This window comes from Variovorax paradoxus (genome assembly GCF_022009635.1).
Classification (GTDB): domain Bacteria; phylum Pseudomonadota; class Gammaproteobacteria; order Burkholderiales; family Burkholderiaceae_C; genus Variovorax.
The window spans coordinates 7,555,473-7,575,931 of record NZ_CP091716.1; the positions used below are offsets into that span (position 1 = coordinate 7,555,473).

Here is a 20,459-nt window from a genome sequence, read left to right on the forward strand (position 1 = left end):
GCGCTCAATCTATCGTTGCGCCGGAGTCCGCGACCGCCTTGGCCCAGCGGCTGATCTCCGCCTGCAGGAAGCTCCTGAACTCGGCGCTGCCGCCACCCGCGGGCTCTCCGCCCTGCGCCCGCATCTGCGCGGCAAAAGCCGGATCGCGCAACGCCTGGTTCACGAGCGTGTTGAGCTTCGCCACGGCCGTGGACGGCGTGCCCGCGGGCACGAACAGGCCCGACCACACCACCGCGCGAAAGGCCGGCACGCCCTGCTCGGTCAGCGTGGGCATGTCGGGCGTGAGCGGCGAGCGCGCGTCCGACGCCACGCCGATCAGGCGCACCTTGCCGTTGCGGATCTGCGGAAGGATCGACGCGCCCGCGTCGAAGGCCAGCTGGATCTGCCCGCCGATCAGGTCCTGCAGCACCGCCGGCGAGCCCTTGTAGGGCACATGCAGGATGTCCAGCCCCATCGACTTCTTCAGCGTCTCCATGGCCAGGTGCTGCGTGGTGCCGCTGCCGCCCGAGCCGTAGCTCATCTTGCCGGGATGTGCCTTGGCGTAAGCCACCAGGTCCTTCAGGTTCTTCACCGGCAGGTCGTTGTTCACGACCAGGTAAAGCGGCCCGGTCGACAGCGGCACCACGGGCTCGAAGGACTTCAACGGGTCGTAGGGCAGCTTCTTGTAGAGCGAAGGATTGATGGCCATCGGCCCGCCGGTCGACAGCAGCAGGGTATAGCCGTCGGGCGCGGCGTTCTTGGCCGCCTCGGAGGCAATGATGCCGTGGGCGCCGGGCTTGTTGTCCACGAAGAAGGGTTGGCCGGTTTCCCGCGCAAGCTGTGCGGCAAGCGAACGTGCGCTGGCATCGGCCGAGTCGCCCGGCGGCGTGCCGATGATGATGCGGACAGCCTTGGCGGGATAGGCGGGTGAGGCGGGCGAGGCGGACTGGGCGTGCGCCGGCGCGGCGCTGCAGAGCGCGGCAAGCATTGCCACGCCCGCGGCGAGGCTTCGTGTCGATTGGCGGGTCATGTTCATGTCTCCTGTCTTGTGCTGTCGGGCCCATGGGGCGATGCGGCTGCGCCGCTCGGAACGGGCACTTCTGCGCACCCGGATGGAGGCGGAGTATCAGCGAGACACCGATGTTGCGCAAGTGGTATACCAACTGGACGCAATAGGAATTTGTTTCTATACTCCAGCCCATGAACGCGAAACCTTCCCCCGCCGAACTGGATGCCGATGCGGCGCTGGAGCCCTCGCTGGCACTGTCCGAGGTGGCCCACAAGGCCATGATGGGCATGCTGCTGAGCGGCGAACTGGCGCCCAACGAAGTGGTGACGGAGCGCCAGATTGCGTTGCAGCTCGGCATCTCGCGCACGCCGCTGCGAGAGGCCGTGCGCCGCCTCGAGGGCGAGCGCTTCCTGGAGCGCCAGCGCAACGGTGCGCTGGTGGTGCGGGCGCTGCCCATCGAGGAATACATGCACATCCTCAACGTGCGCCGCCTGGTCGAAGGCGAGGCCGCACGGCTGGCCGCCGGCCGCGTCGCGGCGGCAGAACTCGAGCTGCTGAAGAGCCGCATCGGCGAGGCGCTGCAGTTGCCCGAGGACGTCGTCACGCCCGAGTTCGCCGCCAGCGACCGCGACCTGCACGCGCTCATTGCCGCGGCCTGCGGCAACCCGGTGCTGCAGCAGGTCATCGGCGACCTGCGCATGCGCACCGCGATGTTCCGATTCGGCCGCCTGCCGCAGCGCCGCAAGACCGTGTGCGAGGAGCATCTGGAAATCATCGATGCGCTGATGGCCGGCGATGCGCAGCGCGCGCAGAAGGCCATGCACCATCACGTCGACCAGGTCCGGCTGATGATTCTGTCGCGTCTCGGCGGACAGTAGCCGCCGCTCCCGGACGGGACTCTCCATTCTTTCGTCACGACGAGGTGCTCCCGGGTGCCGCGTCGGCTTGGCCCTGCGCCCGATCCTTTCATCGTTCAACCTCGCTTCAAGGAGACATTCATGGCTCACGCATACATCGAACCCTCTCGCACAGGCAAGGGGGCCGCATGACCGATCGCCTGCAAGACACGGTGAACGTGCTGGTGCCGACCGGCGCGCTCGGAGCGGGCGTGCGCGAGTCCGACATCGAAGCGGGTCTCGCGGCCGGCGCACATGCCATTGCCTGCGATGCAGGATCCACCGACAGCGGGCCCGCCTACCTGGCGACGGGCAGGTCGAAGTACTCGCGCGACGCCGTCAAGGCCGACCTTGCGATCCTGATGCGCGCACAGGCGCGTTCGGGCCTGCCACTGCTCATCGGGTCCTGCGGCACCTCGGGCTGCGACATGGCGCTCGACTGGATGCGCGACATCGCGCTGGAGATTGCACGCGAGCATGGCTTGCATCCGCGCATCGCGCTGCTGTACTCCGAGCAGCAGGCCGCGCTGCTGAAGGCCAAGGCGGGCGCGGGCCAGGTCACGCCGCTGGCGCCGATGACGGACGACGGCGCGGCATTGTTCGATGCCTGCGAGCACATCGTTGCACTGATGGGACCCGAGCCCTACATGACCGCGCTGGAGGCGGGCGCCGACATCGTGCTGGGCGGGCGCACCACCGACACCGCCGTGCTGGCAGCGCTGCCGCTGCTGCGCGGTGCCGGCGTCGGCCCCGCCTGGCACGCAGGAAAGATCGCCGAGTGCGGCGGCCTGTGCACCGTCAACTCGCGCGACGGCGGCGTGATGATCCGTGTCGGCCACGACGCCTTCGAGGTCGAGCCGCTGAACGCGGGCAATGTCTGCACGCCGCGCACGGTGTCGGCCCACATGCTCTACGAGAACAGCGATCCGTTCCTGCTGCACGAACCCGGCGGCGTGCTCGACGTCACCGAAGCAAGGTACGAGGCGGTGAACGAACGGGTGGTGCGGGTGAGCGGCTCGCGCTTCTTGCCCAGGCCCTACACCATGAAGCTCGAAGGCGCCTCCACCGGCGCGTTCCAGACCCTGATGCTGGTCGGCATCCAGGACCGCGCGGTGCTGGCGCAGATCGAGCGCTTCATCGCGCAGATGCACCAGTTGCTGTACCAGCGCGTGAGCGACACCATGGGCGCGCGCGCGGGGCAGTTCGACATCTCGCTGCGGCCCTACGGCTGGAATGCGGTGTCGGGGCTGCCGGTCGAGCCGGGCGCCGCGGCGCCGCGCGAGATCGGCCTGCTTTTCGTCGCCACCGCGGCCACGCAGGAGCTGGCGACCCAGATCGCCAAGACCTGCAACCCCCTGTTCTTCCACATGCCGCTCGAACGCAACATGCCCTTGCCCAGTTACGCCTTCCCCTTCTCGCCCGCGGAGATCGAGCGGGGTGCGGTGTACGAATTCATGCTCAATCACGTGGTCCATGTGGGTCACGGGCTCGAACTGGTACGCACCGAGTTCGTCGAAACCGCGGAGTTGCAACATGCCTAAGGTCAGCGACATCTGCCGCCATGTGCGGTCCAAGAATGCGGGCCCCTTCTGGATCACGATGGACCTCTCGTTCCCCGACCGCGAGAGCTTCGAGCGCTACGCCGGTGCGCAGGCTTTGCAGCCCGCCGCCATCGGCACGCTGTTCGATGTCGACAGTGCGCAGGTCAAGTGCTTCCGCGTGGACGAACTCTCGGTCCTGAAGATCTCGTATCCGCGCCGGCGCCCGCAGGGTGGCGCGCTGGAGCGCGACATGCATGGCGGCCAGCAGTACATCCGCCTGCTTGACGTCGATCTGAGCTAGAGGCTTGCGCGGGGCGGCTGCCGTTCAGGTCATGCCGTGCAGGTGGGCGTCGTCGCTCGAGTCGTCGCTCTGCGGAACGAACACCATGCCGGTCTTTGCGTTGTAGTCCATCAGGCCCGCGTACCGGCCCCAGGCGATCATGGTCTCGAAGGTCTTTTCGGGATTGTCGTAAGGCAAGGCGCTGCCGATGTCCTTGATCACGCGCTCGGCCTCGACTTCCTCATATTCCTTGAGCAGCGCGATGATGATGTGGAAGAGCCGCAGCTTGAAGACCTGCTCTTCGAAGATCGCGCGCTTGCCGAGCCGGTCCGCGGCCACGAACTTGCGGCCCAGTTCGGTGAAGCGCACTTCCTGCCGGGGCGTGTCGATCAGGTCGAGAATCTCGGCCGCCTTGAGGATCGCGATCGTCTCGCCGAACTCCTTGCCGATCTCGTCCGAGATGTCGTAGATGTTGGACAGATCCGGCGAGTCGCTGAGGATGCTCATCAGCCCCAGGATCTGGCCCACGGGCACCAGCGGAATGGACTCCATGCGCGTGCGGGCGCGCGAGATCGGCTGGCCCTTTTCGGGCGCCTCGGGCGGCAGGTCGGGCAGTGTCATCGTGGTGATGGATTCGTGGATCACGCTGACCAGCCGCTGGAATTCAGGGTCCTTCGTGTCCCGCGGATACGGCAGCTTGTTTTCCAGCACGAGGCCCACGCGCCCGGGCCGCGGAAACACGACCACGATGCGCGTGGCCATCTCCACGGCTTCCTCGATGTTGTGCGTGACCATGAACACCGAGCTGAGATCGCCGTTCGGCCCGCGCCACAGGCTGATCAACTCCTGGCGCAGGTTCTCCGCGGTCAGCACGTCCAGCGCGCTGAAGGCTTCGTCAAGGCACAGCAGCCTGGGCCGGGACACGAGGGCCCGCGCGATGCCGACCCGCTGGCGCATGCCGCCCGAGAGTTCGCGGGGAAAAGCCGCGTGGTAGTTGCCCAGGCCGATCAGTTCGATTGCGCGGTCGACCGCGGCATCGCGCTCGGCCCGGCTGATCTTTCGCGACATGAGGCCCACCGCGACGTTCTGCTCCACCGTCAGCCACGGGTAGAGCGCGAAGGTCTGGAAGACGATCGAGGCATCGGGGTTCACGCCGTTGAGCGATTTGCCGTTGGCCAGCGCGCGGCCCGAGGTCGGCTCGATCAGCCCCGTCAGGCAGCGCAGGATGGTCGACTTGCCCGAGCCGGACTGGCCCAGCAGCGCCAGGAACTCGCCCTCGTTGACGGCCAGGTCGATGTTGTCGAGCACCTTGAGCTCGTGGTTGCCGGCGGTCCTGAACGTCTTGGTGACGGCGCACAGCTCGGCCACCGGCTTGGCCGGCTCGGGAGAACGGGAGGTTGTGTTCATGTTCAATCCAGCTTGAATCGGCGCTCTGCAAAGGCATAGAGACGGCGCCAGATGAGCTTGTTCATCAGGACGACGAAGATCGACATCACGCCGATGCTTGCGATGATCAGCGCCGTGTCCCCTTCCCGTGTGACGGTCGCGATGTATGCCCCCAGGCCGTCCGCCTTCAGGGTCGTGCTGCCCCAGGTGGCGAGCTCGGCCACGATGCTGGCGTTCCATGCGCCACCGGCGGCCGTGCAGGCGCCGGTGACCCAGTACGGAAAGATCGCCGGCAGGATCAGCGTGCGCCACAGGTTCCAGTCGCGCAAGCCGTAGACCCGCGCCGCTTCCTTGAGGTCGTTGGGGATGGCCATGGCGCCCGCGATCACGTTGAACAGGATGTACCACTGCGTGCCCATCGCGATGAGCAGGATGCTGCCCCAGTTGAGCGTGACATGGGTGGCGACGAAGAAGCCGACGACGATCGGGAACGTCATGTTCACCGGGAACGACGCGCCGATCTGGGCCAGCGGCTGGGCGAACCGCGCCACACGCGGCTGCGAACCGATCCACACGCCGACCGGCACCCAGATCAGCGTGGCCAGCACCGTCATGGTGGCGACACGCAAGGCCGTCAGCACGCCGAGCCAGACGATGTGGCCGAAGCCGGCCAGCGTCAAAGCGCCGTGCAGCGCCGCCACGGCGGCCGCCAGAGCCTTCAGGATCTCGAAGCCGATCCAGACGGCGAGCACGATGCCCGCAGCGCGCCAAAGCAGCTTCTGGCCGCCGACCGTGAGCCGCACCGGAACCTTTGCGGCCGGATTGGGAACCCGCGCCACCCGGTCCTTCAGGGGCAGCCAGAGGCGCTCGCCGATCCAGGTGAACAGGTAGGCGCCGCGCAGCAGGTTGTAGACCCACGAAGTTGCCGGCGTCGCCGACTCGGTCAGCTCGATCTTGAACTTGTCGGCCCACGCCAGCAACGGACGCCAGACCAGCTGGTCGCTGACGAGGATCAGCACGATCATGGCCACCACCGCCCACAGCGCGGCCGTGTTGTCGCCCTGCGCGATGGCCTGCGCCATGTAGGAGCCCAGGCCCGGAAGCTTGATGTCCTTGTTCATCACGCTGATGGCCTCGCTCTGCGCGACGAAGAACCAGCCGCCGCCGAAGGACATCATGGAGTTCCATATCAGGCTGTGGGCCGAAGCCGGCAGCTCCACGGTGCGAAAGCGCTGCGCGCGCGTCAGGCCGTATGTCGAGGCCGCCTCCTGCATGTCGTTGGGAATGGTCACCATCGAGTGATAGAACCCGAAGGCCATGTTCCAGACCTGCCCCGTGAAAATGGCGAAGATCGCAGCGCACTCGACGCCGAGCAGGCTGCCAGGGAACAGCGCCATGAAGGCCGCCACGGTCGCGGACAGGAAGCCCAGCACCGGCACCGACTGCAGCACATCGAGGGCCGGCAGGATGAAAGCGCGCGCCGTCCGGCTCTTGGCCGCAAGGTAGCCGGTGGCCACGGCGAAGAACAGCGAGAAGCCGAACGCGATCCACATGCGCATCAGGGTGCGGCCCGCGTAATAGGGGATCTGGCTGGGCGAGCTGTCGATCTCGGGCACCGCCGCCGGATCGAAGTGCACGATCATGCCCTTGCCGAAATGCAGCGCGCTCCACAAGAGGCCCAGCAGCACCAGGAGGAACAGGGCGTCGATCCAGCCGAGCGTGCGCCGCTCTTCAACAATGGCAAGCTGAGGGGCGGTACTTTTCATGCGGGCTTGCAGTTGTTTGCTTCGAAGACGGAGTCCTGGCCACGGCGTTGCGTGGCGCTGGCAGGTTTTCAAATATCAGAAGGCGGCTTGATCGACGCTCCTGGCGCATTCGACGATACCCGTTTCTTGTTGCATCTTCCGACAAACAAACGGCTGCAGGCATGGCGCGCGGTCGCAACTGAGTCGGCGGGCCGTCTCGTTCAAATTCTCGTTCAAATGAAAAATGCCCCGCTTCGCGAGGCATCTTGGGCTGATGAATGAATCAGCGTACCCAGTGGCACACACGGTGGTGATGGCGGGCGTCCCACTTGCACACCTTGTGCTTCGGCTGGTGGTGGGGCGCGGCGGAGGCAATGCCCGGGGCCATCAAGGCCACGCCGGCGAATGCGAGGATGCTGGCGAAGATGAGCTGCTTGGTTTTCATGGTGGTCTTTCTAAGCAATGGCATCGAGGAGTGCGTCATACATCAGGCGCCATCCCTCAACGGTCCAAGCCGGCACTCGGATGACATTGGCTAACATCTTGGATTCAAAGGCGGCCCTTGGGCCGCAACCGGCTCCGCGTGCACATCGTGAACAGTGATCAGCGCCCGTTAGACCACCTTATCGGCACCCGTGCCAGGAAGATCAGATCACAGAGGTCACCGCCAGTGTGGTCAGTCCTCCAGGACGCCGTCGATGGTCGAGCAGAAGATAGCTGATCCGCGTGCGCCGCTGCAGCCCGTCTTGTTCGCAGGGCACATCCTGGATGTTTCAGCGTCCACGGGCGCCCCGAGGGCTCTCACGCCGGCACGCACGGGCAGCGTCGGGCTCAGGCTACTGGCGCACCGATGATCTCGTCCTCCAGCCGGCAGGTCTCGGCAATGATCAGCTCGAAGAGCACACGCAGGAACGCCGGGCTCATGCCGTGCTCCGCAGCAAAGGCCGCCGCGCGTTGCTGCACCACACCGATGCGGTGAGGCTGCATCATTGGAATCGCATGGTTGCGCTTATGCAGGCCGATCCTGCAACAGCAGACCAGTCTTTGCCGCAAGGTCTCGAGCAAAATCGCGTCCAGTCCGTCGAGTTCGTCGCGCAGCGACTGCAGGATCTGCTGGGCTTCGTCGTCACTGGGACGGCGATGTTCCGGTGCTGAATTCATGCCGGGCCTCCTTACTCGAGCTTGATGCCCTGGCTCGCGATGATCTGGCTCAGCGCTGCCGTATCCGCTCTCACCCGCCGTGCCAGCGCTTCGCCCGAAATACCGACAGCCTCGTAGCCATGCTGGAAGAGCTTCTGCCGAACCTCCGGCAGGCGGATGACTTCGGCGAGAACCTGGTTCAAGCGCTGGACAATGGGAGCGGGCAGGCTGGCAGGGGCTGCCGCTGCAGTCCAGATCTCGAGCTCGAAATCTTTCAATCCCACTTCCTGCAAGCTCGGATAGTCCGGCACGAGCGTGGAGCGGCGCGCCGAGGTCACGCCGATCGCGCGCAGCTTTCCAGCCTTGATCTGTTCGTCGGCGAGGCCCGGCGGAAGCAGCGCCAGCTGGAGCTGCGCGCCGATCAGGCCGCTGATGACCTGCGGATTGCCCTGATAGGGCACGTGCACGGCGGCGATGCCGGTGCGGGCCTTGAGGAGTTCCATGCCGAGGTGGCCGATCGTTCCGATGCCCGGAGAGCCATAGCTCCAGGTGCCGCCGGCCGCACGCGCAGCCGTGAGGAAACCGCGGGCATCGGCCTGCGATACCTGCGGTGTCGTGGCGAGCACCAGAGGGGCCGTGCAAAGGATGCTCAGCGGCACGAGGTCCTTCTGCGGATCGTAGGGTGTCGCCGGATTGAGGATCTTGGCAATGGTCATGTTGCCGTTGATGAGGATGCCGATCGTGTGCTGGTCGGTCGACTTCGCGACGATGCCCGCAGCGATGTTGCCGCTGGCACCGGCATGGTTTTCGACGATCACTGGCTGGCCCAGCGCCTTCGCCATGGATGTGGCCAGCACACGCGCCACGAAATCCGGCGATGAGCCGCCGCCAAAGCCGACGACGAGGCGCAGCGGCCGGGTCGGCCAATTCAGATCCGCCACCCGGGAACTCGACGCGCCTGACGGATTGGGCTCGGCGCGCACCACGCCAGGCGATTGTGCAAGGACGCCGCCGGCGCAGGCGAGTGTCCCGGCCAAGCACAGCAGGCGCATAGCCAAGGTTCGAAGAAGGAAGAATGACATGGCAGTAAAAGTTGAAGATCGGGCGTCCAGTCTTTCTTCACCAACGCGACGAATCAACTGCTGCTTCACGCGAAAGAAGCCCGTCGAGCGTCGGCATCGCGCAGGCGCGACTTGTCCTCGAGTTGGCCCAGATAGGACTGCTCAGCCTTGCGTGCCACGCAAGATCGCTGTGCGCCCCACCTCTGCGTGCCGACGGGTCGGCGCGCTGATCAAGAACTCCAATGGTGAGCGGATCGTGCCTCGCGACGCGCCACGATGAGAGGGGACGCCGGCATCGCTGCCGCCTCCTTGTACGGAGGCCAAGGACAGCGGCGTGAGATGAAAGATGCAACCGCAGAAAGCGCATCCGCCGACAGGGCGCGGCGGCGGACGCGAGCCGCACAAACAGCCGAACCTAGGCGGGACGCCGCTTCGCCAGGTACATCGAGGTCGTGCTTGGCAGCGCGTGGCCCAGGTTGTTCTGCACCACCGCCAGCGGCAGTGGCGCCCGCCCCGCCCTGCCCTGCAGCGCGTGCGCGCCATGGGTATGGCGCAGCCAGTGCGTGCTGGCCTTTCTCAGGTGTTCGGCGTCGGCTGCATCGAGATCGCGCGCCACGCGCGCAAGGAAAGCCTTGATGGCCTGGTAGAGCCCCGAGGACGACCAGGCAACCGGCTGCTCGGCCCCGGTGCCGAAGCGCGCCAGCACAGGGACGTCCCGATTGCCGGGAGCGTCGACCTGACGATCGAAACCGTGGCGCGCCAGTTCTTCCTGCAGTTCCTCGATCAGCTCGAGCGCCACCGGCACCTCGCGGCGCTCCCCTTCCCTGCCAGTCACCGACAAGAGCCAGCCCGGCGGCGCGGAACCATCGCCGGATGTTGCCTCGTGCCGCGAATGCAGATTCCCGCAGCGCACGCTGGCGATCTCGGCCAGGCGCAGCCCGGTCGCGTACAACCAGCGCATGCCGCGGCGCAGGCGTCGAGCAGCCTCGGTGTCCCCATGCGCGCGCAGCCGCGCATCGATGTGGTCCCACTGCGCGAAGCTCAGCGTGCGATTGGAGCCGAGCGGCTGCCCGTCCTGCGAGGGCAAGGGCGTCTCGTCGAAGGGATTGCCCGTCACGTACCCCTGGCGCGTGAGGAAGGCGAACAGGCTGCGGAGAATGACCAGCGCCTGGCGCAGTGCCACCGGCGTCAGCGGGCCTTCCAACGGCCGCCACATTGGAGACCAGCGCTGATGATGGCGCGGGCCGCACCAGGCAGCGGGCGGCCGAGCAAGAAAGGCACGGTAGGCAGCCGCGTCTTCACGGGTGAGCGAGGACAAGGCCTTGCCGCGCTCGAGCACCGACCAGAGCAGCAACCGTTCCGCTTCCTTGCGGTACGAGCGCTGTGTGGACGACAGGGACTTCTTCGTGATGTCGCCGCCCTTCGCGATCAGCCAGGCGCCAATCGCCTCATGGTCATTGGACGCCGAGAGCCGGCACGTTTGTCTCGGCGCGCGGCAGCTCCCGACACGGCCATCCAGTCCGGCCGGCAGTATGAACTTCTCGTAGGGCACCAGGGCGGTGGCGGGCGCGACCACCGCTGCCAGCGCGGCAGGACTGAGCTGCGCACGCTTGCGCGCCGCATGCAGGCCGACACGCACACCCAGCACCTGCTCATTGGCATGGAGCCAGTCCAGGATACGCGCGGCCTTGTGCTCGCCCACGCCTGGGACATTCGCCCACCAGCGCGCGCCGGCGTCGTTGATCCGCAGCACCAGCGCGGACAGCGTCGCGAGTCCCGCGCCCTCGAGCCGCTCGGCCAAGGCCGGATGCAGCCAGGCGACCACGCTGTCACCCGGGCGCGGATCCTGTGCGACGAGACTCTCGAGCCAATGCAGCGCTTCGAGTTGACGCTCGATGACGCGCGCGCGCCGGGAAGGCTGGCCGCCTCCCGCCGAGCGCCCCGTGCCTGCGCCGCCGCCCTGCGCGAAGGCGGCTTCGTACGCTTCGATCTGTTCGGCCTCCGAGAAGTCCTCCATGCCCTGGGCCTGCGCGAATTCGGCCAGGCTCGGCAGCGCCGGTGTCGCGGTGAAGCGCTCGGGGTCGAGCAGGATCAGGCGTGCAGTGCCCGGCTTCTGCTCACGGCGCGCGGCAGCGGCGAACGCATCGCGGATCCAGGTCACGGTGCGACGCACTGTGCGCAGGTCGACGTGCTCGCCCTCAAGGCGCAAGTAGCGATCCCAGGCGGCGCGTTCATCGACCCCCTGGGCGAGTGCGCGCATGAAGGCGAAATGGCCCCGATGGAGTTTGCGGGGGGATGTCGTCTTTTTCACGCGGTGGGCGACAAGCCGAAAATCTTTGGCGCGGGCCAGAACTTCCAGCACCGGCGCGGCGCGCTCGCAAGCGGCGGGACCTGCTGGGCACGCCCCGCGCGAACGCGGCGGCGCAGGTCGACCTTCCGCGCGTGGGCGACTCCGTCGGCCTGCTCCTGGCCGCGTGGCGCGTCCGCGCGCCATTCGAGGGCCGGGCGCTCCAGCGCGCCTTTTTCCGGTCGGGCCAACGCCTCGAGACTCGGGACGGGATCTCGGGTCATCGCATCGACTCTTCCCCGGGCGCAACGGGTTGCCTGGTCTGCGGTAAGCGGGGTGCCCCACAGCACCGGGGTCCGGGTCATGCGGTTCACTGCCGTTCTCATGTGCATGGTCTTCTGGATGTTGCCGGTCGGGCAGAGACGCCCCAAGCTGGATCGGCCGCGCACATCAACCTTTTGCGGCACACGAGCAGCTTAGGCATGTAAGCCCACCGTTTTGCATAATCATCAATATCAATTTTAGATGCAGTCTGGCCGCTCTGAAGAAAAGAAAGTCGAGGTCATGGCTAAGCCATTGATTCGATTGATGTTTTTTCCAGCACGTGGGTGCGCACAAGCGGCGCAATATCGATTCGAGGCTGAGCGTCGTGAGGCACCGAGTTCAGTTTATTGGCTAAGTTGGCGCTTGCATTGAAGATTTGCGCGAGGAACCAGGCAGCGCGAACGCTCTTGCGCACGCGCTTGTCACGCGGTCCAGCCGATGGATAGGGTCGGCTTGCGCATCGCGGGCTGTGCCCTTCCCCCCCCTTGTCGGCCCCAGGGGGTGGCCCCAAAAAGACCCGAGGAAGTATTCGAGACGCCGAGCACACCGCCGCGCCAGCACAAGTGGAAGACGCGACAGGTCGCTGTCGCGGCGATCTGGGGCGAAGGGCATTCGCCTTCCGATCCATCGTCTCTGCCCTTCTTTCCACTGTGAGTATTTTTGGGATTTCCGCGGAGGGCGACTTGTTCGCTCAGGACGGCCAACGTCGAAATAGCGCACAAAGCTTCCAGGCGACGGCCGCCCCTGTTCCAAGGGCATCTATTGGCCCGTTGCTCGGACGTGCGTCACGATGGATCTTTCTTTTTCTGGGCGAATGGCGCACTGCCCAAGCGCTCGCAGCCTTTTGATGTGAGCGCCTACATTCTTGAGAGCTTAAGGTTGGCGATGCTAAGCGCATTCTTCGACGACGAGATGCGTGGTCTCGTTGGCATCCAGGCAGAAGGTCGCCCTGTTGAACCTCTGCGGGGAGTGCGACCGTTTTGCTGGCCGCTCTTGGCGCACGGCGTCGACCATGGCCTCCCGGGCGGTGGTTCATGCAGCTGCGCTGGCTTTCGAGCAGCATCTGCCACGCGGCCGGCGTGGCGCTGTTGGCTGGGGCGTGGGCATCGCGGACCGGGCGGCCCGAAGTTCATTGTCTTGTATCGATGGGAAGGAGCCCCGTCGGGGGCTTGGCAGACGGCGCGTGGTTCAGTCTCCCCCCGCTCCCACTCATCCCTCTCAAATCCCAACAGCACTCACATACAGCTGATGCAAGTGTGAGCAACGGAATTCAGGGAGACTCACTTCACCAGATGAGAAGAAGGCTTGAAGGTGCGAGACCAAGGTGGTCCGGAACCGACCGGTGCTGCACGAAGGCGTGACACGAGCACACATCCCGCTCATGCCAGGCACGCCGTAGGCGCCTCGTAACGCCTCGGACCGCGCAGCGCATCAGGGATTGCGCCGGGCGGAACGCGACATTCCCGATCAGGTGCCGTCGGCGTTCGAAGGAGAAGCTCGAGGCACTGCGCGGCGTGACTCGAGACAGCATGCCACTGCGCTCGGAACGCATCGCGGAATGGGTTCGGGGAAGTGGTGGACCACCGGGAGTGTCTTGGCCCGATGCTTGCCCCCTCAGGGCCTGACCATGTGCGGACCACCCAGCGGCAACCAATCACTACAGGGAGAACGGAATCCGGGTGCTGTTTCCAGCGTTGCGGCATCCAGTTGCACACAAGGTGTGGGGGAGCCCGGCCGAAATTTGCCGGTCTCCTGATGCAGATCAAGATGGGGGGTGACCTGCACGCCGCATTCAGAGGGCCGAGCGTCCCGGTCGTTCGGCCTCAAAGCGGCTCACAGGAAACCGGCTCCGTGCGGATTGCCTTGGAAGTGTTCCTGAACGACAAGCTGCGTGCCTGGGATGCAGCTTCTGAGGGGCGGTGCATATGGCGCTGGACGGACACGAGTGAATTTCCGATACGGGGCCGACTGTTTGCGGCGCCGGCGGTTGCGCACCCTTCGACATGTCTGTGGCCCCTCCCCCACCGCACTGAAGTGCCTCCTTGAGGAGAGATCTTCCAGTCCATGATCTCGACTGGATGGAAGCTTGCGACTTTTAACGACGCAAGAACTTCCCTTGGAGGCCTCTGCGGTCCTCCGCCGATCCTTCTCGACTAGCCGAGCAACCGGACTTTCTGCAAGGTCTCGGCGACGGACTTCAACAGGATGTCCGGGGTCAGGCTCGATACAGCGCCCGCCGTCAAGGTCAGCGTGACGGTGCCGTCTGGCGCGCGCAAGCATGTACCGACGGTTCTGCCATCGTTCACGATGGTCAGCTTCTCCGCCTTTGCCATCGCCTCCAATCCTTGCAGTCGGGCAACGACCGCCGCCGGTGCGAGCTTCATCCCGCGCACTTTCTCTGCACGCTTCAGCACGCTGCGACGATCCTTGTCGAGGGCCGCGTTGAGTTGCTCCGCATGCCGATGCTGCACCTCCAGCGGACTGCGGAAGCACTCCAGCACGGCCGAGGGCAGTTGCGCCACCATCAACGCCTTGCGGATCCAGGTGTGACTCACACCGAGCTTCTCGGCCAGTTGGCGCTGAGTCGGGAACAACTGCTCCTCGAGGGCTCGCTGATACATCACACCCTGCTCGTACGGCGAAAGATCGGCGCGCTCGCGGTTTTCACGGTCCATGGCCGCGAAAAGCTCGGCGTCCCCGAGTTCGTCGAGCCAGATGGCTGCCAGCACTGGAATGCCCAGTTCCAAGCACGCCCGATGGCGCCGATGGCCGAAGACCAGTTCGTACTGCCCCGGCTCATCCGGCAGCGGACGCACCAGGATCGGCTGCACATTCCCGCCGGCCAGTTCGATGTCTGCCTTGAGGCCGGCGAATTCCGCGCTCTCGAACGAGGCGGGATGACGGTTCGCCCACCGCGAGGCACGGATGGTCGCCGGGTCGATCTTGCGCGTGGGCGTGGAGCCGTCGTGCTGACGAAGCCGCTCACGCAGCGCCGCCAACTCTCCCTCCACGGCTTGCATCTGACCGCGGAAGGCCAACATCTGTCCGGGGCCCGTACGGGGAGGGGGCAGGCCGGTCTGAGCGGGTGGAAACCTGGTTTCCACGGCCACCGGGGCGGCGCCCGGCAATGCGGGAGGTACCGGCGTCGATGGCGCAAAGACCGGTGCCGCTGCCGGAACCTGCTCTGGAATCGACAGACCGGCCGTCAATGCTTCGAGACGCTTGCGGGTACTAGCCATTGAAACCTCCTGGGCGGTGGAAACCTGGTTTCCACGCTGTTGGCGTGGGACGAAGGGGGCTGGACGACGAGAAAAACGTCTGAGTCCAGATGTCTGGAAACCAGGTTTCCAGACAAGATAACGTGGCGGCTGCGTGGAAACCAGGTTTCCACATGCGGGCCGGAGTCGCCCCCCGGCGGTGGCAGGCGCGAGGCGTGCAGCATGGGGCTTCGGCGCCGCGCACGACGCGGCCGAGGCCGCGCGGCACGGGTGAGAGCGGCCGTCCGCTGGAAACCAGGTTTCCAGGCCGCGTCGTCACGCCCGTCGCCCTCTTCAGTTCGTGCACCAAGGCTCTCATTGCACCTGCGCCTTGTCCGACCAACTGCTGACCACCGATTGTTCGACCAGATCGACGAACGCATCGTATGCATCGGCCGCACGCTTGTAGGTCTTGGCGGCGCCTTCGTATTTCTGCACGTCGTAGACGGTGGCGAACTCGGCCGCCTTGTTGCTGGTCACACTGGTCTTGGGGATCTCCACCGGCAGTGTGTACTCGCCGTAGGTGGCCTGGATCCACTGTCTGACCGCGGGCGTGGCCGGATCGCTGGGGTCGACCCGGCTGAGCAGCACATGCAGAAACTCGAATGCCTTGCGGGCCAGATCGCCGCCCTGTGCATCGAGGTTGCCGCCCAGATCCGCGAGCAGCGACCAAAACTGCGCGGATGATGCGAAGTCGAGACCCGAAGGCGGTACCGGCACGATGATCCCGTTGGCGGCCCACAGCGCATTGATGGTCACATAGGACAGCGAAGGCGGGGTGTCGATGACGATCACGTCATAGAGATCGCGCACGCTCTCCAGCCCGGCGTTGAGCACGTCCCAGAAGCGCGCGCCAGGCTCCTGCATCTGGCGCGCCGGCAGCGCGAACTCGGCCGAGAAGAGAAAGGGGGCAGCCGCCACCAGGTCCAAACCGTCCCAGTAAGTGGAACGGATCGCGTAGCGGATATCGGACTGGCTCCCATCGCAAAGGGGGGCAATGGTCATGTCCTCGCTGATTTCCGCCTCCGGCAGCAGACCGTGCAAGGTGGTGAGCGAGCCCTGTGGGTCGGTGTCGATGGCCAGTACGCGGTGGCCGCGCAGGCTCAGGCCCTGCGCCAGCACCATGGCCGTCGTCGTCTTGGCCACACCGCCCTTGAAGTTCCCCACCGCGATGGTGAACGCCTTCTTGCCGGCGGGTCGCATCTTGTCGGCGCGGTAGGTGCGCGTCCATGCGCGCAACTCGTTGAGCTCGAAACTGCGCTTGCCGCCGGCGGGCGTCAGCCGGCCGCTGGGCAGGTCCTCCTTGGTGATGCGGTAGGCCACGTGCGCCTTGTCGACACCGCACAGGGCGGCCAGTTGCGCAGTGGAGTAGATCGGTGCAATCTTGCGGGCTTCAGGTGCCAACAGTCGCCCACGGATCTGCTCGACCATCGAGCCGGCGCGCACGGCCAGCGCCGCGATGCGTTGCATGTCGATGCGCGCGCGCGGAGGGGAGGGGTTGGATGGAGCGAGCGTGGAAACCTGGTTTCCAGCGCCGGCGGGAGCGGGCAACGCCATATAGAACAGCCTTATTCAACGGAATTCAGCCATTCTATGAGAATCCGTCGAATGAACAAGATACGCAAACAAACTCACCAAATCGCGCCCGCCGATTGTGAGAAAGATTGGGAACCAAGGTGAGGTTCATTGGGATTGCATCCCTGCCAGACGCGCAAACGACGCGGATTTCGGCAGATCCTGGGAGCGAAGAGGCCGCGAAAGCCCTACGCAGGCGGCATTCGGCGCCATTCTTTCGTCGCCCCCGGCCCGTGGGTGCATCGGAGCCCTTGTCCACTCACGTCAAATCCCAAGTAAGCACACATTGCCCCGAGCCAAATCCCATCGGAGCTCACATTCGATCCCAAATCTTCTCACATCAAATCCCAGACCTACTCACAAAACCCTCTGCAAGTACTTGTCACGTCTCAGGAAATTGCATCTTCAAATCTTCAATCTCTCCAAGTGTTTCTTTTCAATGTCTCAAGAACCACTCGCCAGAACTGTAAATTGACCGAATCACAAAACCCCGGCATGATGTGAACCCGTTGATCCCCTGAAAGAAGTCCATGGAAGAGGGCGAAGTTCCGCGACCACCGCCCAAACCATCCCCCCCACCGGACGAACAGAGTGTCGCCAAGGCCAATGAGGCGATCGCGATCCGCCCCAAACGAGGTCGCCTGACGCTTTTGTCCAGGCGCATCTACAACGCGCTGCTCTACCACTCACAGCGCCAGGGCGTCGACGAGCCGGTCTACAAGCTCGCACTGAGCGAACTGATCGGGGACGCCCGCTTCAACTCCAACAACACCGAACTGCTCAAGTCGCACCTGCGGGACATGCAGGCGACCACCATCGAATGGTCGACCAGCGGCACCGGCCTCAAGCGTTGGGTGTCGTCGCAACTGCTCGGCACGGTCACCATCGAGGAACAGGGCCGCGGCCGGCCCTGCACCATCACCTGGCGCTATCCGGAAGAGATCCGGGAACGGCTGGTCAGACCCCATCAGTACACCCGCGTGCTGCTGGAGATCAGCGGCCAGATGCGAAGCTACCCCGCCGCCGTGCTCTACGAGATCGGTGCGCGCTACCTCACCTCGCCGAGCCGTCTGTCGATGCGCGAGGACGTGCTGTGGTGGGCGGCGGTTCTGACGGGGCGCAGCGACATCACGGAGGTCGACTACCGCTTTCTCAAGCGTGACGTGATCAGCAAGGCGCTGGCCGAGATCGAGGCACTTTGCGAAGACTTCAGCCTCGAGCTCATCGAGCACAAGCGGGGGCGGCGCATCGAAGAAATCCAGTTCAGGGTACTGCCCAAGATGCAGCAGCGCCTCGGGGCGGCCGACGATCCCGCGCGCAATGTCTTCGACCTGGAACTGGTCGGAAAGCTCATCGCGCTGGGGCTCAAGCAGGACGAAGCCCAGGACCTGTATGCGACCACTGACGAAGGGCAGTTGCGCGGCACGATCGAGCATGTGGAGCAAAGGCTGCGCAGCCAGACCCTGCCGGCGCTCAAATCGGCGGCCGCGTATTTCAAGGACGCCCTGAAGAAAGGCTATGCCGGCGTGAAGGGCGAAGAGCCCGCCGCCCAGCCCTCGCTGCCTTCGCCGACGCGGGGAAAGCAGGCAACCCCGCCCGCCGGGGAGGACCGCATGCACCGGATCCGGGAGCTGTGGGAAAACGACCGCATGCAGAAAGCCAAGGCGCTCTACCTGGAAATGCCCGAGGCGATGCAGGCCGAGATGCGCTCGCGCTTCGAGTCCGAACGCCTGGCGCAGATCGCCGCGCCGATCGCCCGGGCATGGCGCCGTGATGGCCCGGCCAGTCGCATCGCGGCCACCACCTTTCATCGCTGGCTGGCGCAGATCACCTGGCCCGAGGAGCCTTCTGATCGGATATTGCTCGATTTCGCCCTGGCCCAGGGCGTGGCCGGCATGTAGCAGGGGGCGGCCCGCAGGTTTCATCACGGCGGTCGCTCCGCGGGGGCCGCCTTGAAAGTGGAAAAGAGAGGGCATTCCTGCCTGCCGCGCGCCCCCTAAGATGGCGCGCATGCGATACGGCTTGGAACAAGCGCGAGAACTGGCAAGGTGCGCCATCATGAATGCGGGCGCGAGCGACGCGATCGCGCTGTCGTTGGCGAACGCGACGCTCGCCGCCGAGCGCTGCGGCCGCAGCGCCGTCGGGTTCGCGCATCTGCCGGACTACCTCGAGGGCTTCGAGGCAGGTCGCATCTCATGCACCGCGCAACCGCGCATCGACTTTCCAACGCCCGCATCCGTCCGTGTCGATGCAGGAGGCGGCATTGCGCAGTTGGGATTTGACGTGGCGTTTCGGCAGTTGGTGAAGCGCACCCGCGTCTACGGCATCGCGATGTTCGTGCAGGCCAATGGCTACACCGCGGGCGAACTGGGCTACTACACGCGCCGCCTTGCAGAATCCGGACTCGTGTCGTTCGCGGTGTCCAATGGACCGGCCCTGATGGCCGCGGGCAGGGCCCAAGAACCCGTGTACGGGACCAATCCGTTCTCTCTCGCCGCGCCGGTCGAGGGCGATGTGCCGCTGGTGATCGACCAGGCAACGAGCGCCACCGCATTCGTGAACCTGCGCAAGGCGGCGCAGAGCGGGGCGCGCATTCCCGAAGGCTGGGTCGTCGATGCCCGCGGCCATCCGGTCACCGATGCCCGGGAGGCCATGAACGGCCTGCTGCTCGCCTTCGGCGGCGGTCGCGGCGCGAACATCGCACTCATGGTGGAAGTGCTCGCTGCCGGCATGTCGGGCGCGAACTGGTCTCTCGATGCCCCATCCTTCTCGGAAGGCAGTGATGCGCCAGGGGTGGGTCTCTTCATCGCGGCCATGGCGCCGGATGTCCTCGTGCCCGGCTTTCGCGCCCGGCTGGCTGCGCAGCTGAATCGCCTGTCCGAAAAGGGCGTGCATATTCCTGGCAGGAGTCCCGCGATTCAGGAGGTCGACATTCCCGACCCGGTCGCGGCAAGGATCGCGCGCTGGTCGCAAAGACGGTAGTCACCAAGCCGGCGCGCGGCGTCCCTCTTCGGCCAGAAATTCCACCAGCGTCGGCAGCGACGCGTCCATCGGGCGGTGGGGCTGGATCCGCATCACATAGCCCCATGAGCCCGGCATGCGCAGGCCCGGCGTGAGCGCCACCAGTCGGCCGTGGGCCAGTTCTTCGTCGATCAGCGGCGAGCGACCCAGCGCGATGCCCACGCCCGCGGCGGCCGCTGCCACCACTGTGCTCAGGCCGCTCAGCACCAGCGGGTCCTGGCCGGTGTCTTCCGGCAGACCCAGCCGCGGGCGCCAGGTGCGCCAATCCGTCTCCGGGCTGTCGATGTGCTTTTCCTGCAGCCAGCGGTGACGCGTGAAGACCCGCGGGTCGTCGCGCTCGTGGGCGGCGATCAGCGCCGGACTGCAGACCGGCACCACGGTCTCGGTCATCAGCGGGATGTCGCCGGGGGCGGCGAGGTGCGGCCCGAGCGAGCGGACATGCAGGAACGCCAGGTCGATGTCCTGCGCCTTCCACGCCGGGTCCTGGCTCGCGTGCAGGAACACCTGGATGTCGATGTCGGGATGCAGCTCGACGAAGCGCCCGATCCGCGGTGCCAGCCACAAAGCCGCCAGCGAGGGGTTGGCCGAGATGTTGAGGTTGTTGCGCCGCCTGCCGCGGGCGCCGGCCCGGGCATTGCTGCAAGCGGTCTCGAGCAGGGTCAAAGCCTGTTGCACCGACACGAGCAGGGCGGCGCCGGCTTCGGTGGTCTGCGCGCGGCGCACCGTGCCGCCCCGGCGCAGCAGGCTTACACCCAGGTCGGCCTCCAGCGTGCGCAGCTGGTGGCTGACGGCGCTCTTGGTGACATTGAGTTCGGACGCGGCGCGGCTGAGGCTCCCCAGGCGGGCAACCGCTTCGAACGCGCGCAAGGTGGCCAGGGGCGGCATGGGGGCGGGCAAATTGGCGAACAGATCGGCAAAGGGTGCAATCTATCTCAACCCACGATTGAGTAACTATCGC

At 65.8% G+C, this 20,459-nt stretch carries 16 protein-coding genes; 6 read left to right on the plus strand and 10 right to left on the minus strand.

All coding sequences use genetic code 11. From position 1 onward, the window contains the following. Nucleotides 1-4 precede the first annotated feature (4 nt). Nucleotides 5-1,009 (minus strand): Bug family tripartite tricarboxylate transporter substrate binding protein, encoded by a 1,005-nt coding sequence (locus L3V85_RS35330; RefSeq protein ID WP_237677197.1) that lies wholly within the window; start codon nucleotides 1,007-1,009, stop codon nucleotides 5-7. Between the two features lie 170 nt (nucleotides 1,010-1,179). Here L3V85_RS35330 and L3V85_RS35335 point away from each other — a divergent pair, with 170 nt between their 5' ends. The 3 genes from L3V85_RS35335 (at nucleotide 1,180) to L3V85_RS35345 (ending at nucleotide 3,726) form a co-directional block, all read left to right on the plus strand. Then, nucleotides 1,180-1,866, plus strand: a complete 687-nt coding sequence (locus tag L3V85_RS35335; RefSeq protein ID WP_237677198.1) for a GntR family transcriptional regulator — start codon at nucleotides 1,180-1,182, stop codon at nucleotides 1,864-1,866. Nucleotides 1,867-2,033: 167 nt separating this feature from the next. Then, nucleotides 2,034-3,425 (plus strand): acyclic terpene utilization AtuA family protein, encoded by a 1,392-nt coding sequence (locus tag L3V85_RS35340; RefSeq protein ID WP_237677199.1) that lies wholly within the window; start codon nucleotides 2,034-2,036, stop codon nucleotides 3,423-3,425. After that, nucleotides 3,418-3,726 carry a DUF4387 domain-containing protein gene (locus L3V85_RS35345; protein ID WP_237677200.1) on the plus strand — a complete coding sequence of 103 codons (309 nt, stop codon included), beginning with the start codon at nucleotides 3,418-3,420 and terminating at the stop codon, nucleotides 3,724-3,726. The genes L3V85_RS35340 and L3V85_RS35345 overlap by 8 nt, the downstream gene beginning before the upstream one ends. Nucleotides 3,727-3,750: 24 nt before the next feature. Here L3V85_RS35345 and L3V85_RS35350 read toward each other — a convergent pair whose 3' ends face one another. Beyond that, nucleotides 3,751-5,112, minus strand: coding sequence for a nitrate/sulfonate/bicarbonate ABC transporter ATP-binding protein (locus L3V85_RS35350; protein WP_237677201.1), 1,362 nt, complete (start codon nucleotides 5,110-5,112; stop codon nucleotides 3,751-3,753). A gap of 2 nt (nucleotides 5,113-5,114) precedes the next feature. Continuing rightward, nucleotides 5,115-6,857, minus strand: coding sequence for an ABC transporter permease (locus L3V85_RS35355; RefSeq protein ID WP_237677202.1), 1,743 nt, complete (start codon nucleotides 6,855-6,857; stop codon nucleotides 5,115-5,117). 87 nt (nucleotides 6,858-6,944) lie between these two features. Between L3V85_RS35355 and L3V85_RS35360 the strand changes: the two genes are divergently transcribed. Next, complete coding sequence (locus L3V85_RS35360; protein ID WP_237677203.1) at nucleotides 6,945-7,118, plus strand: hypothetical protein; 174 nt, start codon at nucleotides 6,945-6,947, stop codon at nucleotides 7,116-7,118. 1 nt (nucleotide 7,119) lies between these two features. Here the strand turns inward: L3V85_RS35360 and L3V85_RS35365 are convergent, their stop codons facing one another. From L3V85_RS35365 to L3V85_RS35390, 6 genes are all read right to left on the minus strand, one after another. Beyond that, a complete protein-coding gene (locus L3V85_RS35365; RefSeq protein WP_237677204.1) occupies nucleotides 7,120-7,281 on the minus strand; it encodes an HHHH-motif protein in 162 nt (53 codons plus the stop codon). A gap of 386 nt (nucleotides 7,282-7,667) precedes the next feature. Continuing rightward, a complete protein-coding gene (locus L3V85_RS35370) occupies nucleotides 7,668-7,997 on the minus strand; it encodes a chorismate mutase family protein (protein WP_237677205.1) in 330 nt (109 codons plus the stop codon). An 11-nt stretch (nucleotides 7,998-8,008) separates the two neighbouring features. Then, nucleotides 8,009-9,058, minus strand: a complete 1,050-nt coding sequence (locus tag L3V85_RS35375; RefSeq protein WP_237677206.1) for a Bug family tripartite tricarboxylate transporter substrate binding protein — start codon at nucleotides 9,056-9,058, stop codon at nucleotides 8,009-8,011. Nucleotides 9,059-9,452: 394 nt separating this feature from the next. Next, nucleotides 9,453-11,399: a phage integrase family protein gene (locus L3V85_RS35380; RefSeq protein WP_237677207.1), complete on the minus strand. Its 1,947-nt coding sequence runs from the start codon at nucleotides 11,397-11,399 to the stop codon at nucleotides 9,453-9,455. Nucleotides 11,400-13,801: 2,402 nt separating this feature from the next. Next, nucleotides 13,802-14,887, minus strand: a complete 1,086-nt coding sequence (locus L3V85_RS35385) for a ParB/RepB/Spo0J family partition protein (RefSeq protein WP_237677208.1) — start codon at nucleotides 14,885-14,887, stop codon at nucleotides 13,802-13,804. Nucleotides 14,888-15,220: 333 nt separating this feature from the next. Further along, the gene (locus L3V85_RS35390; protein WP_237677209.1) at nucleotides 15,221-16,375 is read right to left on the minus strand and encodes an AAA family ATPase; all 1,155 of its coding nucleotides are present in this window, start codon (nucleotides 16,373-16,375) and stop codon (nucleotides 15,221-15,223) included. Nucleotides 16,376-17,010: 635 nt separating this feature from the next. Here L3V85_RS35390 and L3V85_RS35395 point away from each other — a divergent pair. Both L3V85_RS35395 and L3V85_RS35400 read left to right on the plus strand, forming a co-directional pair. Next, nucleotides 17,011-18,381 (plus strand): replication initiation protein, encoded by a 1,371-nt coding sequence (locus L3V85_RS35395; RefSeq protein ID WP_237677210.1) that lies wholly within the window; start codon nucleotides 17,011-17,013, stop codon nucleotides 18,379-18,381. Between the two features lie 109 nt (nucleotides 18,382-18,490). Further along, nucleotides 18,491-19,462, plus strand: coding sequence for an Ldh family oxidoreductase (locus L3V85_RS35400; protein WP_272934540.1), 972 nt, complete (start codon nucleotides 18,491-18,493; stop codon nucleotides 19,460-19,462). Here L3V85_RS35400 and L3V85_RS35405 read toward each other — a convergent pair whose 3' ends face one another. Further along, nucleotides 19,463-20,386, minus strand: a complete 924-nt coding sequence (locus L3V85_RS35405; protein ID WP_237680715.1) for a LysR substrate-binding domain-containing protein — start codon at nucleotides 20,384-20,386, stop codon at nucleotides 19,463-19,465. Between the last annotated feature and the right edge of the window lie 73 nt (nucleotides 20,387-20,459).

What these genes read in the sequence shown, in the direction of transcription:
- L3V85_RS35330 (WP_237677197.1), bottom strand. Translation starts at nt 1,009, where the DNA reads ATGACCCGCCAATCGACACGAAGCCTCGCCGCGGGCGTGGCAATGCTT.
- L3V85_RS35335 (WP_237677198.1), top strand. Translation starts at nt 1,180, where the DNA reads ATGAACGCGAAACCTTCCCCCGCCGAACTGGATGCCGATGCGGCGCTG.
- L3V85_RS35340 (WP_237677199.1), top strand. Translation starts at nt 2,034, where the DNA reads ATGACCGATCGCCTGCAAGACACGGTGAACGTGCTGGTGCCGACCGGC.
- L3V85_RS35345 (WP_237677200.1), top strand. Translation starts at nt 3,418, where the DNA reads ATGCCTAAGGTCAGCGACATCTGCCGCCATGTGCGGTCCAAGAATGCG.
- L3V85_RS35350 (WP_237677201.1), bottom strand. Translation starts at nt 5,112, where the DNA reads ATGAACACAACCTCCCGTTCTCCCGAGCCGGCCAAGCCGGTGGCCGAG.
- L3V85_RS35355 (WP_237677202.1), bottom strand. Translation starts at nt 6,857, where the DNA reads ATGAAAAGTACCGCCCCTCAGCTTGCCATTGTTGAAGAGCGGCGCACG.
- L3V85_RS35365 (WP_237677204.1), bottom strand. Translation starts at nt 7,281, where the DNA reads ATGAAAACCAAGCAGCTCATCTTCGCCAGCATCCTCGCATTCGCCGGC.
- L3V85_RS35370 (WP_237677205.1), bottom strand. Translation starts at nt 7,997, where the DNA reads ATGAATTCAGCACCGGAACATCGCCGTCCCAGTGACGACGAAGCCCAG.
- L3V85_RS35375 (WP_237677206.1), bottom strand. Translation starts at nt 9,058, where the DNA reads ATGTCATTCTTCCTTCTTCGAACCTTGGCTATGCGCCTGCTGTGCTTG.
- L3V85_RS35385 (WP_237677208.1), bottom strand. Translation starts at nt 14,887, where the DNA reads ATGGCTAGTACCCGCAAGCGTCTCGAAGCATTGACGGCCGGTCTGTCG.
- L3V85_RS35390 (WP_237677209.1), bottom strand. Translation starts at nt 16,375, where the DNA reads ATGCAACGCATCGCGGCGCTGGCCGTGCGCGCCGGCTCGATGGTCGAG.
- L3V85_RS35395 (WP_237677210.1), top strand. Translation starts at nt 17,011, where the DNA reads ATGGAAGAGGGCGAAGTTCCGCGACCACCGCCCAAACCATCCCCCCCA.
- L3V85_RS35400 (WP_272934540.1), top strand. Translation starts at nt 18,491, where the DNA reads ATGCGATACGGCTTGGAACAAGCGCGAGAACTGGCAAGGTGCGCCATC.
- L3V85_RS35405 (WP_237680715.1), bottom strand. Translation starts at nt 20,386, where the DNA reads ATGCCGCCCCTGGCCACCTTGCGCGCGTTCGAAGCGGTTGCCCGCCTG.